Below are 16,924 nucleotides of genomic sequence, written 5' to 3'. Positions count from 1 at the left end.
CAGGGGGCCACACCACTCCACCAAGACCGGAATCTGCTGAACGCTCCGGTGGTGCCAGTGGTGTGGGCCACACCACTCCACCAAGACCGGAATCTGCTGAGCGCTCCGGTGTTAAGGGGCGCGACACGCTCACACGCCTATCCCCAAAACCAAAACACCTCGGCTATCCATTTACTACTGCACGCGCATCCCTACAAAAGCAGCATGGGCTGGCTTCCCCACCTTATTCAAGGAATCCATGCCCATGGCTGACAACTTTCAGCTCAACATCGGCTCCCTTCGGAGCCAGGTTCAACTGACCCTTCACACGCACCACGCTGCAAGGATCTGGCTGGGACGCCAGCAAAGCGAATCCAAGAACAGCATCCTTGGGCTCGCCGGCTTCTGCTCCAGAGTCAATCAGATGGACCGTGGTGCCAGTCAGGACGACCCATTTTCGGACTGGTGGATCATCCGGATTGAAGACAAGATCGCCGAGTCTGATGCAGCCCTGACAGAGATCGATAAGCGCCTCGATGATGTCATGGCCCAGCTACCGGCCATGATCGACATCGGCACCAACCTGTCGACTCATCCCATGAAACTGCCCCTCTTCATCTCCAACCCCCTGGGCTTCAAGTCGGTCTACCTGCTGACCAAATACGACGAGATCGTGCGCCGCATTCTGCTGGCCAAGCATGTCGGCCTTATTGGTAGACGGGATGGGGAAGTCTGGATCGATGACGGGGCTCATATCCTGCGCAGCCTGTTTGGACTGGCCCAGCAATATCGTTTCTCAGGTGCAAGCCGCGATGACTTCGCAGCCAATAACGCCCGGGCAGAGCAGGCCCGGCAGATGTACCAACGGGCCGGCGAGATCCCTCAAGACATCCTTGAAGGGATTCGCCGCTCGTCCTTCGCGCCCGAGATCCGACGTGGCCAACCGACCTTGTCCGAACGACTCGAAGCTGAGCCTTTTGATGAAGGTGAGGAATGACCAAAAGCATCGGTGGCCGCGCCTTGGGAAACCTGCAACAGGGTGCCTTCAAACCTCTGCAACAGGGTGCCTATCAGGGGCTGCAACAAGGTGCCTCACTAAAAGGCCTTTTAAAGCCCTTTAAAGGTAAGGGGGAGCTGGACCAGTTAGCCGAGCAATGCACAGCACTGGAGGCAGGTTTGCGCGCTCTAGTTCATGAGGTGCTTGCCCAGGTCCGCGAACATCCATTCGCCCTTCTACCCGTTCGACTCATCGAGCAGAACACATCGGCTGGCACAACTTTCCTGCGCTGGCAAAGCGTTCAAGACCGGCGCATGGGGTTCGGTGTATGGGCGGCAATGGTTCAACACCCCAAGACACCAGCCAACTTGCTGCAGGACCTGCTTGCCCTGGAGCAACACCGAATCACATTGAATATGCAAATCAGCCTTGTCCACTTCATCGGCAAGCAGGCCGCCGAGTGCGCAACAAAGATGGGCCAGGCCGAGGCCGAATATCAGGCTCGACTGCAGCAGCTCACACACCACCAGAAACCATCGCAATCGGAGAGACCAGCATGACCACCCCCCATAAAGCCCCAAAAACCGTCAGTACCAATGCCAACGCAAACCCCCAAGAGGTCGCGGTGGAGTTCGTTGACGGCAAAGCCACCACCACCAGCCTGGATGTGGCCAAGCATTTTCGTAAGCGGCACGACAATGTGATGCGCGATATCAAAAACCTTGAATGCCCTGATGACTTTACACTCCTCAATTTTGAGGAGTGTTCACGACCAGGCTCTAATAACAAACCCGAGCCGTACTACCGGATGACTCGCGATGGTTTCACCCTTCTCTGCATGGGTTTTACCGGCACAGAAGCCATGCGCTGGAAGATCGCTTACCTCAACGCCTTCAACAAGATGGAGCAGGTGCTCATCGAGCAACCCGAGATCCTCAGCCATAAACATCTGCTCAACTTCGCCCTGAAAACTCTCGAGCTCATGCGACATCTTGAACTCAACCAACCACCCAGCCCCGACACCGAACAGGTGGTCATCAACTATCTGAACCTCGAGTCTCTTGACCAGGCCACGCCTGAACAGACGGAAAAAGCGATCAGTTTTTTGCAGGGGCAAATGATCGGTGAAGGTACTGCAGCCAAATCTCTTCCTGGGGTTGCAGGCACCTCAGTAGCGAAAGATCTTCTTTACGGTCTCCTTCGCTCCTCACACGACGCCGAGCTGCTCTTCAACTCGCTGTATGACAAAGGCATCGAGAAGCTCACCAGCGAGGTTTTCAAGAGTCACATGTCCGACAAGCTGGCCGAAACTTCGCGCCATGCCCGGGACCTTCTTGGTTACCTCACTCGCAACGCCCTCCGTACACCTTACTCCCCCAAATCAACACACTGAGGAAGACACCATGGGTACTCCCGTAGTCTGGGAAGGCAACATCGGCAATCCGCCGGAACACAAATCCTTCTCCAACGGCAACAACGAGCCGCGGCAACTGCTGCGGTTGAATGTGATGTTCGACAACTCGATTCCCGACGGATCCGGTGGCTTCAAGGACCGTGGTGGCTTTTGGGCGAACGTTGAATGGTGGCATCCCGATGCTGAGCGGTTTGCTCAATTGTTCAGCAAAGGCATGCGAGTCGTCGTCACTGGCCGAGCCATCATGGATACCTGGAAGGACAAAGAAACTGGGGACGATGTTTGGGCGCTTAAGGTCGAAGCGAACCGTGTGGCCATCCTGCCTCACCGGGTTAACCAGGTGACCATGACGCAATCGAACAATACCAGCCAACGGCAAAACGCCCAGCAAAACAGCAGGCCGGAACGCCAGCAGAACCCAGCCCAACAACAAGTACAACACACTGACGACCTGAGCCAATACGGCAATGGGTTTGATGACGATATTCCTGTGTGACCCCCTCGTTAATTTTGGCGCGCCATTCGTGCAGCCTCTGGTGACAAGGACGTCAATCCGTGATTATCCTTCACCGATAAACCCGCCTGTTTCACACTTGCGCCTCCAATAGGGACATTGGAGGCGTTCTTCGTGCAGCCGATGTGGCGGGAGCTTTTCACCGTTATCTCTCGACAGAACATTGGTCCCATGTCTCATAAACGAAACCCCAGCGAACCAGACCTACTGGAGCTCTATCGCAAGCTGTCAAAGGACCAGCAGGCCTTGTTGACGGACATCCTTGAGGATCGTATTGACGGGAAACTCACAGCCCTAGAGTTCGTAGACAAGCTGCGTCAGATCCCTGTGCAGGACAGCTCGGATTGAGTGTTGCGGGCCGCAACACTCCACCAAGACAGGAACTCCTGAGCGCTCCGGTGCTGGCACTGCCCCCTTGGAAAAATCCGCCGCGCACTTCGTGAAGCCACTTCGACAAGAACGGATGAGGCGTAATCAAATGCTTAACTGCATAGACTTGCCCCCCAATGTGCATTCGGCTTCAGCAGTCGTTCGTGTGCATCGAATTTGACCTACACAATGGGTGTGCACTGACTAACAGAAATCGGCCACTAACAGCCGTTCATGACAGGCCGGTTTCGCCCAGTAGCAGCCTGTGACCGGAGGTCTCTATCGGCCGAAAGTAGCGGGCACTGTGCGCTGACAAACTAAACTTATGGGCCTAGCAGGCACGGTCAGGTAGGGTTCAGGTTGATGTTGCGCTGAGCGAACCCTGAGCCTTTATGAACAGCGCGAACAGTTCAGGCTGCGACTTGATGTTGAGTTTGGCGTAGAGATGCCGTCGGTGAACCTTCACCGTCTCGGTAGAGATATCCAGCTTGCGCGCGACTTCCTTGTTTGAGCAGCCGGCCAGCATCAAGCGAACCACATCCACTTCGCGCAACGTCAGCGCTGCGCCTAAGCGCTGCATGAACATCTCCATTCCAGCCTCCTGCGCCATCTGCTCGGCCACGGGCTCGGCAGGCTCTGGTTCGAAGGCCATGCGCTGGCGCATCAAGGCGATTAGCCAAGGGCGGATCAATTCCAACAGGGCGATCTGCTCGGGGGTGAAGCGGAGCTTGCTGCCCAGAGACAGGCACAGGGTGCTGTCCGCATTCAACTGAACATTGAATTGCACCTCGTCGGCGACCACGTTGTGGGTGAAGTACAGACGGTAGTAGTCGGTTTGCTCGAAACACTCGGGAGCTACTTCGGCCAGACGTACCAGGCCGCTGCCGGGGTGCTCGCGACAGGCGATGTAGAATGGGTCGAGCAGATACAGGCCCTTGAGGTAGTCGCAGTACAGCGGATCGCTGCTCTCCCCCTTATATGGGCTCTCGGCAAATACCCGGGGGCGACCCTGGCTGAACAGCAGGACGACCCAGCTGTCGGCGGGTACGTAGTCCTGCAGCAGGCGACTCAATGCCAGCCAGAAGCCTGGGTGATCAAGGCGCTCGATCAGCTGACCGACAGCGCGGTGCCACGCCAGATCCTGCAGGGTCAGCCCCATGTCTAATACTCCCTGGGTTAGCTAATCCGGGTTATATGAAATTCAAAATGAAAACACATACTTACATCTCCCCTCCGGAAAGTCTTGGTGTTTCCGGAGCCCACGCCTAATCGCATAACAACAAGGTTTGCTCATGAAACTCGAGCTCGTACAAATGGCCGGCCGCGATGGTGATACTGCCTACAACCTGCAGCGTACGCTGGAAGCCATTGCCTCCTGCCAGGACGACACCGACATTCTGATTTTTCCTGAGTCGCTGATCACCGGTTTCCCCAGTCCGCACAACATCGCCAGCCTGGCCGAGCCACTGCATGGTCCGAGCCTGAGCACGCTTCAGCAGATGGTACGCGAGCGCGATATCGCCGTGGTGGTCGGCTTGACCGAGAACGACCAAGGCCATTACTACAACACTAGCGTACTCATCACCCCGGACGGCATCGCCCTGAGCTACCGCAAGACCCACCTGTGGGTCGGTGAAGGCGAACTGGTGAAGGCCGGCGATCGCTACACCACGGTGGAGTGGCGCGGCGTGCGTATCGGCCTACTGATCTGCTACGACTGCGAGTTCCCAGAGAGCGCTCGCGCCCTCGCCGAACTGGGCGCCGAGCTACTTCTGATCACGGACGGCAACATGCAGCCCTATGGCTACGTACACCGCACTGCGGTGGCCGCGCGCGCACAGGAAAACCAGGTATTCGCCGCCATGGTGAACCGGGTAGGCCCAGGTATCGACGAGCTGACCTTTGCTGGCGGTAGCACCGTGGTAGATCCCTTTGGCCACCTGCTGTTCGAGGCGGGCCAGGAAGAGTGTAGGCATAGCCTGCGTCTGGACATGACGCGCATCGCCAGCGCTCGCCAGCTTTACGACTACCAGGTCGACCGACGCTTCACCCTACCCGGCGAACACTGTCGCCATGCCGACGGCCGTCGCGAGCTGCTGATTCCCTCACGCGCCTGATCCTCAGGTCCTCGAATAAGAACACGTCAAGGAATCACCATGCATTGCAAACCTTTGCTCACCCTCAGCCTGGTCGGTTTGCTCTCCGGCCTGGGTCACGCGCAAGCAGATACGCCCAGCGTGCATCTGTATAACTGGTCCGACTTCATTGCCCCGGAAACGCCTAGAGAGTTCAAGCAGGAAACCGGCATCGCCCCCATCCTCGATGTGTTCGATGACGCCGAAGTGATGGAAAGCAAGCTCATGGCCGGGCGCAGCGGCTATGACGTGGTGGTGGTGTCGGACGATCTGCTGCCCAACTTTGCTAAAGCCGGGCTGCTGCAGGAGCTGGATCGCTCGCAGCTCGCCAACTGGTCCCACCTGGCCCCGAACATGATGCGCAAACTAGAGGTCAACGATCCCGGTAACCGCTACGCGATTCCCTACATGTGGGGCACCACAGGCATCGGCTACAACATCGACAAGGTCCGCGAACTGCTCGGCAACAACGCGCCGGTCGACTCCTGGGATCTGATCTTTAAGAAGGACAACATCGCCAAGCTCAGCCAGTGCGGCGTTGCCATGCTCGATGCGCCGGTCGAGATCATCCCCATCGCCCTGCATTACCTGGGGCTGCCCAGCAACAGCAAGAACCCAGACGACTACCAGCGGGCTGAGGCGCTGCTGCACGAGATCCGTCCCTACATTCGCTATTTCAACTCTGCGAAGTTCGGCACCGACCTTGCCAATGGTGATATCTGCGTCGTGGTCGGCTGGGGTGGATCGGTCTACAGCGCCAAGCTCAACGCCGAGAACGCCCACAACGGCGTCAACCTGGCCTACAGCATCCCGCGCGAGGGCGCGCCCCTGTGGATCAACACCCTGGTGGTCCTCAAGGACGCCCCCAATCCGCAGCCTGCCTACAAATTTCTCGACTACATGCTGCGCCCTGAGATCATCGCCAAGAACTCCAACTACGTCGGCTACCCAAACGGAAATCAGGCTGCCACTGCGCTAGTTGATGAGCATTTGCGCAACGACCCAATGTTGTATCCACCGCAGTCAGTCATGGACAACCTGTTTCCCCTGGAAACTCTGCCATTGAAGCTGGAGCGTGTACGAACCCGCACTTGGAGCAGGATCAAGAACGACACTTGATGGGACAAAACAACATCTTGAGGTCTGAGTGAGCTTGCTCATCTGCTCGGTAGGTCTGATGAAAGCCTCGGCAATGCTGAGGCTTTTGTACTAGCCTTCGTAGTTCACCATCTGCGCCTGAATCTATTAGAAGCAAGCAGCAGGTGGCCGATAACCCTCGCCTTCGTTTGTCTGCTTGTGGCCGATAACTGTCCTTCGTGAAGGGCAACTATGGGGCGCCTACTGCCCTTCGCGAAGGACAGCTATGTGTCGAGTACGGCAACACCCGACTCAATGCGGACCGTCAGCGGTCACAGGAACAGCCGCACCTACCCGTATTAACGGTGCCGTTGCGCTCGACTTCTGCTAGGGGACACTCAGTGGGCTGAATAAATTAGATGCAAACGGATGGTCAGGTGGAATGCAATTACCCAACCCAAAGGGACGCTGCGAGCAGCGCTGCCCAAGAGCGCGGTTAAATCCCTTCCTATTCAAGGACTCTTTCTCGCTAGCAACTTCGGCCTTCTACGTCTAGCTTGTGTGCATGTGGAGCGCTTGAATCAAAAAATCGCGCCACATCGCGAACCTACTGCTGGCAAGATCATTCTATTCGTAGATCGCCAGTCACGACCGAGAGGAAGCTGTGATGACTGACCAGCCTGCCCGAGTCAAAATTGACAGGCGTAAGTTCAACAATCCCCACCCCACTGTCGAAGCCGCTGGAGCAGCAGCCGCGCAGAAAGGGTTCCCTGTACATGCCTGCCCCTACAAGCACCCCGCCATGCTCAGCTCCTGGTTGAAAGGGTATAAGCGCGCCCAGCAGCTGACATTTGCGTTTAGCTGATCCACAAATTAAGCCCTCCTCAAGAACCCTTTTCACGTTGTGGGCCGTTTACCCGTAGGCAACAGTGCGTCCTGAATACGACTACGGGGACGTACATGAAGCTCATGATCATCGAAGCGCCGGGCAAGCTGAAAAAGCTGGCCCCGATGCTCAAGAAACTACGGCCGGGCGAGCATTGGGAGGTGGTCGCCAGTGGCGGCCACATACGGGATCTTCCCGAGAAGGGACACGACGACACGATGATTACTGCCGGGGTGCTCAGGGACCTGCGCCCCGTGTACACGATCAGGGACAAGAGTTCCGGCAGGATCAAGACGATGCGCGCAGCTCTTGCCCGGGCAACAGAAATCTACATCGCAACTGACCCCGATCGGGAAGGTGAAAGTATCGCTTGGCACATCCAGCAGACACTGCGGATCCGCGACTACAAGCGCATTGCCTTCAACGAGGTCACCCAATCGCGGGTGAAGGAGGCGCTGGCCAATCCGCGCAAGATTGACGCCCAGCTGGTGGCTTCCCAGGAGTGCCGGCGAGTCCTCGATAGGCTCGTTGGCTATCTGGTGACTGGTGAGCTACGGAGGGTGCTTGGACTGCCCACAACAGCAGGCAGGGTGCAGTCGGTTGCCGTTTACCTAGTGGTGTTGAGAGAGCGCGAGATCCGCAACTTCAAGGTCGTTCATCACTTTGGCGTTCGCCTGCAGTTCCAGAACCAAATGACTAGTAGCTCCTGGATGGCTGACTGGGTGACCGTTCCAGACTTCGCCTCCAAGGAACACCCGTATGTGCAGGATGGCACCCTGGCTGCACAGGTCGCCGGGGTCAGGAACGTCATTGTGGAGTCCTGCGAAGATTCCAAGGAACGCCGAGCCCCCTACCCTCCCTACATATCCTCAACCCTTCAACAAGCGGCGAGCGTTGCGTTGAAGTGGGACCCTGACAAGACCATGCAGATCGCTCAGAGGCTGTATGAACAGGGCGTGATCACCTACCACAGAACAGACAACCCGAATGTCGGTGATGATGTCATGGGTGACATCCGCGCTGTTGCACAAGCTCTTGGTATACCAGCGGTTGAGAAGCGAAGGGAGTTCAGGGCAGCGGAGGGAGCCCAACTGGGTCACCCCGCGATCGCCCCAACGACCTGGGCGGACGAGGTTGCAGGGGAAGATGATGAGCAGCGTCAGCTGTACAAGCTCATCCGGATCCGGGCTCTGGCAAGTCAGCTCGCTGATGCCATCTATGACGCCAGGATTGTGAAGCTCTTGGCGAAAGGCCCAGGTCAACGCCCTCTGCGTTTCAGTGGATCTTGTAGGACTGTTGCTTACCGCGGATGGATGCAGCTTCTGGCGGGAGACGACACGGATGAAGAAGGCGCTGAAGCAGCCAACAACGAGATCCCAAAGCTGGAGCCAAAGCAGATCTTGCCTGTGCTGAATGGCGAAGTGCTGAACCTGAAAACCAAGGCACCGCCGCGCTACACGAAAGCCAGCCTGGTCAAGGAGCTTGAGCGTCAGGGCATTGGGCGGCCGGGAACTTTCGCCTCGATCATCAAGAACATCACCAGCAGATCCCAAGTGATTGAGGAGAAGCGAAAGCTTGTACCAGGTCCGCTCGGCGAGCAGACCATTGCCCAACTCGAAGGCCGGTTTAGCTTCGTGCAGACCCAGTTCACCAGCAGCATGGAACGGGCTTTGGACAAGATTGCTGACGGCCAGAGTACCTACAACGCGGTGGTTTCCAAGTTTTACGAACATCTGCAGAGGGAACTGTCATCGCTCAAAGACGCTCCTTCACTCCGTATGCAATCAGCACGCTCGAGCGCCTCAACAACGACAGAGCCGGAACATCAGTACCTGTGCGGCAAATGCGGCAAGCACCTGGTCAGGCGACAGAAACGAGGTGAAGGCGGGTATGACTTCTGGGCGTGTTCCGGGTACCGGGATACGGGATGCAAGGTCAGCTACCCATCGAACAAAGGAAAGCCCGACCTGACTAAGGCCAGAGGGCTCTAGCCAGGAATGCCCAGGCCTTCCGTTATCCATTTCCGCTGTTTGGGTCCAATACGGACTGCGAACCTGCTCGCTCCTCGAGGAGCGAGCCCATGGAAGCACCGCAAGACACCACCCACCCTTTCGAAGCCGACCCAACCTTAAAGTGCTACTCGGCCAAGCAGGTCGCGGTAGCCAGTACCTGGGCCGAGCACTTTTGCATCCCGGCAGCACGACGCCGCCAGTTTTTGCGCGACTACCTGCGCTCTACAAGTTCAACTCGCTGCTGGACGACATCGGTTGTGCACCAGGGGCAAACGCTGGTGATCTGTCGACTCGGTAGCATGCTGCAATGGTTCGACGGTAGGTCCATAAAGGCAGCAATCATTACCAAGCAGAGTCGGATCCCGCTGAGTACGCCCTCGAGCCGAGCAGCCCTGGGCTTGGCAGGGCGGCTTGAAAATTTGAGGAGGATAAGCGCCGGTGCTGTTTTGACCTCGTTCTGCAGGAGCGCTCGACATTTGGGGCAGCAGCTTGTCCAGGAGGACCTTGGTGAAACTTTTGCAGGCGTTACGCTGCAGAGCGATGAAGTGAGGGGGCCGCACAGACGTTACACCCGGCCGCGCACGAACTTCTATATGAAGCAGATTGGAAGCTCTATCAAAGCCTTCTGCTCACATCTTGACCCTGCGATTTTGTTTGCGCTTCGATCTGCTCGATGCCCTGATCCCAGGGTCTATAACTGGCTGGCCGCTGGCGATCAGACCAGACGTCTCCAAGCGCTCAAAGCTCAACCAGTCTTGATTCCACTGATAGTCATCCTGAGCTACTCCAGCGACGATTTACCCCTGTGGCCAACTCAAGTAGAACTCAAGTACGAAGCCCCACCTTGGCCCACAGTACAAGAGTTGACCCCTGCTCACGGCACAATCACTCCAGGTGCAGAAGCCAACCTCATCGGCGCAGCCGCAGACCAGGGGATCTCAATTTCTGATGTTCTGTCCTGGCTATTCAAGGCCCCCAAATCATCAATCCGCTTTCTCGGCACCTGTCGCCCTGGACACATAGGCGGTGCTCTATCGCAGTTGCAGCGTGAGGGTCGCAATGCTGGGTGGCATCACCTATTACTCGGCGCGACTGCCGGTAATAGACGGCCCCGGAACCGCTCAGACTGGAAAGTGTTTCTGGATCTTATCCAACAACTGCCTTATGAAATCCTCTCTCATGTAAGTCAGCAGAAGTTAAATCTGAATCTACTATTCAAAGGATGCCCGACCTCCTGGAATGACCTCACTTGGCCCTATGTAATTGCAGGTATCAAGGACTACACCGAGATTTATAGAAATCTCGAACACAAGAAACAGGATGCGAGAAAAAAAGCCAGTGACTTCTTCCTTAGAAGCAATTATGCAGAGATTGCAAATAAGGTTGAATTGTTTCACCAAGACTTACCCAGAATCCGCGCCCAGATTGATAACGCACTGGGAGCCCTGGAAGAAGCCGATGAACTTTTCGAATGGCCACCATTATTGTTGAGCGGCCCTATCACCTGCCCCAACGGAATTGAAATCGTTGAACTTCTCTGTCCAAATGACTTATTTGAAGAAGAACTCAGGATGCGTCATTGCGTGGGAAGTTACGAATACTCCACATACAGGGGAGACTGCCGAATAATTTCTCTACGCCACAACAGCAACTCCCTTGCTACAGCAGAACTACGCATTGATAAAAAGACTACATCCTCATCGAAAAACCCCAGGGTTCTCTGCGCACAATTACGAGCCCACCGTAATGCACCAGTCTCAACTGGTACTCCCGCGAAAACAGCTTTTGACTGGTTTCTCACTCAACTGAACTCAGGAGCAATCACTTCCAATCTGAGCTGGCCGAACCTGACCCGAGGAATGGCTCGATATACACGCTCATCGAGACAAGAGTTGCTGGAGGAAGAGGTCGCAAATTGGGTTGACCGTCACCTGGTGGGCCGCGCATGAGCCGCCCTCGCATGATGAACAGACAGCCCGTACTCATTGAGAAAGCCGTGTTTGACGGCTATGACTTCGGGATTCAGATGCCTTTCATCGAAGGGGCAAACAAGGTGCTACTCCGTCGTGGTGGATTCTTCATCCGCCGTGGCGAACATCCGCTCAACCGACATTGGAGGATCCCCAAGAACAAACTCAACAGCGAGCTCGACCTGGTGTTCCACGAACTCATCGAGCTGGGCCAAGACCGGTTCACAGAGTCCTGGCAGAGCTTTCAAGAGAAACTGGAACAGGCTCAAGCATCTCCTCAGCGCGATGCGTTCATCTGGGGCATGCAACTGCGAATTGCGCCGCTGGCTGGAAGGGGAGTCTTGCTGTCAGGTGACTACCATCCCGGCGTCGTGGCCGTGGCCAGGCGAATGCGCGGGGTGTTTCTCGGAAAATCCACGTCCTGGCGCATCGATGCTTCCGCTGAGCTGGTTCGAAGCAACCTCATCTTGGAGCTAGGGCTCGCGGAAGAACAAATCGAGCTCCTGGATATTGTTCAGGAGCTTCTGGACGATGGTTCCGTAGCACCGGCAGAGGGTATGCCTAGGATCAGCCTAGGAGGCCCTCCACAAGAGGCTACGGAGGCTACCACCACCGAAGAGGTCTCAAATGAGATCTACCTGGCAGCCGTGTCGCCTATCGAGCGCACCGAATACTCTGCGCAGGCGATTTCCAAGGCCCTGGAGGGGTATTCCTTACTCGACCATCAGCCTGCCGGTATTGCTCATCTGCTACAGCGCACAAGCGCGCTGCTGGCGGACGACATGGGATTGGGTAAAACGCGCCAAGCGGTGATTGCTGCCCACATCAGGGCCGCAGGCCTACCCATCTTAGTCGTAACCCTTTCGTCATTGCTCATCAACTGGGAGCGCGAAATCCACGCCGTATACCCCGCTGCTACGGTCGCGCAGCAGAAGTTCGCCCCTGAGGCGCAGTGGATGATCATCAACTACGAGCGCCTGGGAGACTACGTGACCGTCGCTGAGCGCTATGCCGTGATGGTGATCGATGAGGCCCATCGCCTGAAAGAACCGACCGCGCTATGGACACGTCACGGTTTCGACATTGCAGCAAAGATCCCCAACCGCTACTTGTTGACCGGTACTCCTATCCTCAACAGAGAAACCGAACTGCACACCTTGTTGCGGCTTTCTGGGCATCCGATCGGCCAGCTACCACTCAAGGATTTCTGTGAGCAATTTTCCGGCAGCCCAGAATTTCGCCAGAACCTGCGAGCCCAACTCGGGGACTGGATGCTTCGCCGGCGCAAGGATGTTTTACCTGGTCTGAAAGGTAAGCAACGACAACTCCTGGCGGTTGCGATGAGCGAAGAGGAGCGGCACCAATATGATGTCATCCGCCTTGAGGACAAACCGATTTTCGCCCGGCTTGGAGCGCTGCGCTTCTATCTCGAGCAGTTGAAGATCCGCATCGCGATGGATCTGCTCAGCGAGCTGGACCCAGACGACAAGGTCATCCTTTTCTGCGAATTCAAGCCAACCGTAGCCGCGTTGAAAGCACTCTGCGAAGAAGCAGGGATCGGCCACATCACCCTGGTGGGTAGCGACTCACCCGCGAAACGTCAGAAGGCGATCGACCGGTTCCAACAGGATCCAGAGTGCCGTGTGTTCATCTGCACCACATCGGCCGCCGGCACTGGAAACAACCTCACCGCAGCAAACTATGTGTTCTTCCTGGGACTGCCATGGACTCCTGGTCAACAAGATCAGGCCGAAGACCGGGCCTATCGCAATGGTCAGCTGCGCATGGTCATTGTCAAAATACCGCTGATAGAGGCCAGCATTGACCAACAGTTGTGGGAACTGCTGTTAGCCAAACGCCAGGTCAGCCTTGAGCTGATCGAGCCCGAGGGCCAGCAGGAGGCAATGGCTAAAACAGTGCTCGCGGCGACTATTACAGCGTAGGGCTCCTGCTGGTACAGCTGCGTGAGGATCCAATAGATATTTTCTTTGGGCCATTATTACGTTAAGAAAGCGCTAAATTGTCAGCGATCATCAGATCAAAATAAGCGTCTTGCAAACTATGGCCATGAACTTTAGCAAGGCACTCTCATCCTTTGGTAACGCATTGCGACTAATATTTCTTCCTCACTAGCATTGTATTTAGATAGGCAACGTCGTTGTCCCCCACTGCTTAATGATTATTTGCTTAAGATGGCCATGAGCCATCTTTGCCTGGCGGGTATTTTCACCTAGGCCTAAATAGATACCCGGTTTGATTTAACCACTAAATTTCGGGAGCTTGCGACCAGTGATTTAGGTGATATGCGAGCAAGCGGAAATTTTAGAAAGCGATGTAACACCATGATTTCTCATGATTTCTAGATGGGCAAAGTGTGGATAGTGAAACACTTTCATAAGGCTCGTAGAGGCTTAACGATATCAGTACGCTACCACTATCACGCTTCAGCAGATATAACAAATGAGTATAGCGAAAAAATTTAATTCTCTTGCCCTGCTGAAATCATGGTCTACGCTCGTTAGCGTCGTTTGGAAGCGACAATTGTTAATTCAACTGAGGAAAAGAAAATGAAAGAAGTGAAGATTGAGCCAACTTTGTTGAACCAATCCAACAGCGCATATACCAACCCATCGTTCTCCGTAGTAAAAGTTAGGGTTCCGCAGTTTCAGTTCTCCCCTCCCTCTGAAATCAACTCGAAGCTCATTAGCCGGCAGGCTGTGAAATCCCATTGACAAACCTTGAGCAGGCGCTTAGCAGAAATTGCTAGGCGTCTCTATATTACTTTACTGGTAAGTCATGATTATGGAAACCAATGAAATAAAAAAATGGCTTTCGAGCGATATATTTATATTCTTCAAACAAGGCAAACCATATCTTTGGGATTTTAGAAACCATCGTCAATTTGAAATATCTGCAGAAGAATTTGCGAGACTGTCTGAATTTGCTGAAGGCTCGGAGATCAAACAAGATAACGTAGATCAAGCGATAACTGAGGCAGGAATATTAACCAATAGCCCGTCTAATGAGGAGGAGTGGGGTTGGGATTTTCTGGCAAGGATCTATCACATTGGTACATCACACCCGAACGCACCATCCCCCTATGAACCTTCTCAACATATAGAATACGCTAAAAGCTATTTAGATTTTTGCCAATCAATCCATGCCTCTTCTCCGGAAGTGCTAATAAAAAAAGGAGGAACAAAAAGTTTATTACCAACTCCAAATTATCAAGAACTAATCAATGCGAGCCTATGGCACACACTAGTTAAAAGGCAAACCTGTAGAGATTTTTATGATGAAAACATTTCCCTTGAATCACTTTCAACCATCCTTGGAGGCACCCTCGGAGCAGTGGATCGAGGCGAATACGATTCACCTGTAGGAGTGCAACGTTTTGGTTATAGACGTACGTCACCTTCTGCTGGGGGACTTCAAGCTACTGAAGGTTATGTATGGGTAAGAAAAGTTAAAGATATCACTCCAGGCATTTACCACTATGTAAATGACGAACACTATTTAGAAGAGGTATCCCCTCTACCTAATGATCCGTTATCCACGCTTTTATGCAACCAGCACTGGTGCGATGATTTAGCCTTCGCCATATTTTTCGTTGCAAAATTCGATGTAATGTGGTGGAAGTATCCTCACTCTAGGGCTTATCGTCCTATGCTCATGGACATAGGACATCTATCTCAAACTTTTCAGCTACTCGCAACAGCCTTAGGTCTGCAAACATGGTTGACAGGTTATTTCCATGATAAAGAAATCAACAATCTACTTAAATTAACAGAACCGAAGGAACAAGCAATATTTGTTGTGGGTGCCGGGCACGGTAGTGGCAGTGGTTATGATCGAACTATTAGAAGGTTACTCGATGAAAACAGCTGAGCTAACTCCAAAAGAAACTTACAACAATTCTGGATTGAAAATCCTTAGCATGAAGGAAGGCCATGATGGGAGCATAGCTTTAATTAACAATGGAAAATTGGAGTTTGCTTTAGAGGCTGAAAAAGATAATGGATACCGATATGGCTGGGCCTCCCCTAGTACTTTTATTAAAGCATTAGAACTTTGCAATGAAACTCCAGACGTGATCGCCATGAGTGGCTGGAGTAAAGGAGCTAGCCCTGATGGGAGCCCAATCGGAGCAGGATACTCTGGTCTTGATAATCAACAAATAACAACCCAAAAATCGCTGGGTAAAGAAATCAATTTTTTCTCATCTTCCCATGAACGCTCACACCTTTTATGTGCATATGGTATGTCCCCATTTCCCCAGGGGCAACCGTGTTACGCTCTACTATGGGAGGGTCATTTTGGCTCATTTTATTATATCGACGAAAATATCAAAATCACCAAACTTGGCAATATCTTAGACCACCCAGGAAATAGATTTGCATTTCTTTATGCGATTGCCGATCCACTGTTTAATCTTGGAGCGGGCCAAATACGCTTGAGCGACGCCGGGAAACTGATGGCTTTAACTGCATACAGCTCCAAGGGGCCTATCGACCCTGAAGGCCAACAGATAATAAATACGCTCCTGGATGGGTCATTAGATTTTTCTTGCATTAACAAAGATAAATTCAAAGATAGCCCGTACTATAACCTCGGAGTCAACAACCCACGCTTTGCAACTCTCGCCGCACACTTTTCAAATGCACTTTATGAGGTATTCTTTTCCTTCGTAAGAGGAAACGTAAGGAGCAGCGCTCCTTTGCTTATCTCTGGCGGGTGCGGTCTTAATTGTGACTGGAACACAAAATGGATAGAGAGTAAATTATTTTCAGACGTCTTTATCCCTCCCTGCACTAATGACAGCGGCTCGGCGATAGGTACTGCCATCGACGCCCAATTCTTCTTTAGTGGAAATGCAAAAATACATTGGTCTCCCTATTCAGGAGAAGAGCCTTTACGGGACACTATAGAAGTTGAAGGGTTCACTCGGGAGACTTATAACGCTTCGCGCTTAGCCTCTCTACTCAGCAAAGGGTCAATATTTGGTTGGATTCAAGGACGCTACGAATTAGGTCCTCGAGCTCTTGGCAACCGATCACTTATTGCAGCTCCATACCCTAGGGATAACTTAGATAGACTTAATGCAATAAAGCTGAGAGAGAAATTCAGACCCATTGCCCCTGTCTGCTGTGAAGATGATATGGAAGACTATTTCAGCCCAGCATTCCCTTCTCCTTACATGCTTGAATTTAGGAAAGTAATCTCCCCTGCAATTCCAGCTGTTACTCATGCAGACAGCTCAGCCAGACCTCAATCTGTATCACATCATCAAAACCAAATGATGTATGAGCTATTAAAATCCTTTAAAGAACAGACAGGCATAGCCGTACTGTGTAACACCTCACTTAATTTCAACGGCTATGGTTTTATAAATAGCCTTTCAGACCTGAGAGCCTTTGCAGTACAAAATAATCTAGATGGATTTGTTTTCGAGAACGATATTTACCTGAAGATAGAAGCATAAATATGAACAATATGAGAGCGCTCCTAACCATAAATGCCCTGTCATCTCTTTCTCTCTGGATTGATTTCTTTCTTATTTTCTTGGTCCCA

General features: G+C 53.5%; 13 protein-coding genes. 12 read left to right on the top strand and 1 reads right to left on the bottom strand.

The features are described from left to right. Window positions 1-244 precede the first annotated feature (244 nt). From ACK6AU_RS18360 to ACK6AU_RS18345, 4 genes are read left to right on the top strand one after another with little or no spacing between them, the layout of a single operon-like run. Window positions 245-976 (top strand): PFL_4669 family integrating conjugative element protein, encoded by a 732-nt coding sequence (locus ACK6AU_RS18360; protein WP_409300536.1) that lies wholly within the window; start codon window positions 245-247, stop codon window positions 974-976. Next, entirely contained in the window at window positions 973-1,536 is a 564-nt protein-coding gene (locus tag ACK6AU_RS18355; RefSeq protein WP_409300534.1) for a DUF3158 family protein, read from the top strand. The genes ACK6AU_RS18360 and ACK6AU_RS18355 overlap by 4 nt, the downstream gene beginning before the upstream one ends. Further along, window positions 1,533-2,369, top strand: coding sequence for a Rha family transcriptional regulator (locus tag ACK6AU_RS18350; protein WP_409300532.1), 837 nt, complete (start codon window positions 1,533-1,535; stop codon window positions 2,367-2,369). Before ACK6AU_RS18355 ends, ACK6AU_RS18350 begins: the two co-directional genes overlap by 4 nt. A gap of 10 nt (window positions 2,370-2,379) precedes the next feature. Beyond that, window positions 2,380-2,886: a single-stranded DNA-binding protein gene (locus ACK6AU_RS18345; protein ID WP_409300530.1), complete on the top strand. Its 507-nt coding sequence runs from the start codon at window positions 2,380-2,382 to the stop codon at window positions 2,884-2,886. 742 nt (window positions 2,887-3,628) lie between these two features. On the opposite strand, the gene ACK6AU_RS18340 is transcribed toward ACK6AU_RS18345, so the two are convergent. Continuing rightward, window positions 3,629-4,432 carry a LuxR C-terminal-related transcriptional regulator gene (locus ACK6AU_RS18340; RefSeq protein WP_085597423.1) on the bottom strand — a complete coding sequence of 268 codons (804 nt, stop codon included), beginning with the start codon at window positions 4,430-4,432 and terminating at the stop codon, window positions 3,629-3,631. 133 nt (window positions 4,433-4,565) lie between these two features. Between ACK6AU_RS18340 and ACK6AU_RS18335 the strand changes: the two genes are divergently transcribed. The 8 genes from ACK6AU_RS18335 to ACK6AU_RS18300 all read left to right on the top strand — a co-directional run bounded on the left by ACK6AU_RS18335 (window position 4,566) and on the right by ACK6AU_RS18300 (window position 16,835). Beyond that, complete coding sequence (locus ACK6AU_RS18335; protein WP_085597424.1) at window positions 4,566-5,390, top strand: carbon-nitrogen hydrolase family protein; 825 nt, start codon at window positions 4,566-4,568, stop codon at window positions 5,388-5,390. A gap of 39 nt (window positions 5,391-5,429) precedes the next feature. Next, a complete protein-coding gene (locus ACK6AU_RS18330; RefSeq protein ID WP_085597425.1) occupies window positions 5,430-6,527 on the top strand; it encodes a polyamine ABC transporter substrate-binding protein in 1,098 nt (365 codons plus the stop codon). Between the two features lie 625 nt (window positions 6,528-7,152). Then, window positions 7,153-7,350 (top strand): CrpP family ICE-associated protein, encoded by a 198-nt coding sequence (locus ACK6AU_RS18325; protein WP_041774418.1) that lies wholly within the window; start codon window positions 7,153-7,155, stop codon window positions 7,348-7,350. Between the two features lie 95 nt (window positions 7,351-7,445). Next, complete coding sequence (locus ACK6AU_RS18320; protein ID WP_409300526.1) at window positions 7,446-9,362, top strand: DNA topoisomerase; 1,917 nt, start codon at window positions 7,446-7,448, stop codon at window positions 9,360-9,362. An 89-nt stretch (window positions 9,363-9,451) separates the two neighbouring features. Continuing rightward, window positions 9,452-11,332 carry a hypothetical protein gene (locus ACK6AU_RS18315; protein WP_409300524.1) on the top strand — a complete coding sequence of 627 codons (1,881 nt, stop codon included), beginning with the start codon at window positions 9,452-9,454 and terminating at the stop codon, window positions 11,330-11,332. Next, complete coding sequence (locus ACK6AU_RS18310; RefSeq protein ID WP_409300522.1) at window positions 11,329-13,296, top strand: DEAD/DEAH box helicase; 1,968 nt, start codon at window positions 11,329-11,331, stop codon at window positions 13,294-13,296. Before ACK6AU_RS18315 ends, ACK6AU_RS18310 begins: the two co-directional genes overlap by 4 nt. A gap of 859 nt (window positions 13,297-14,155) precedes the next feature. Then, complete coding sequence (locus tag ACK6AU_RS18305) at window positions 14,156-15,241, top strand: SagB family peptide dehydrogenase (protein ID WP_409300520.1); 1,086 nt, start codon at window positions 14,156-14,158, stop codon at window positions 15,239-15,241. Continuing rightward, entirely contained in the window at window positions 15,201-16,835 is a 1,635-nt protein-coding gene (locus ACK6AU_RS18300; protein WP_409300518.1) for a carbamoyltransferase C-terminal domain-containing protein, read from the top strand. The genes ACK6AU_RS18305 and ACK6AU_RS18300 overlap by 41 nt, the downstream gene beginning before the upstream one ends. The last annotated feature ends 89 nt before the right edge of the window (window positions 16,836-16,924 follow it).

The organism is Pseudomonas sp. KCJK8993 (assembly GCF_046230915.1).
Classification (GTDB): domain Bacteria; phylum Pseudomonadota; class Gammaproteobacteria; order Pseudomonadales; family Pseudomonadaceae; genus Aquipseudomonas; species Aquipseudomonas piscis.
This window is presented reverse-complemented; position numbering and strand designations above follow the sequence as displayed.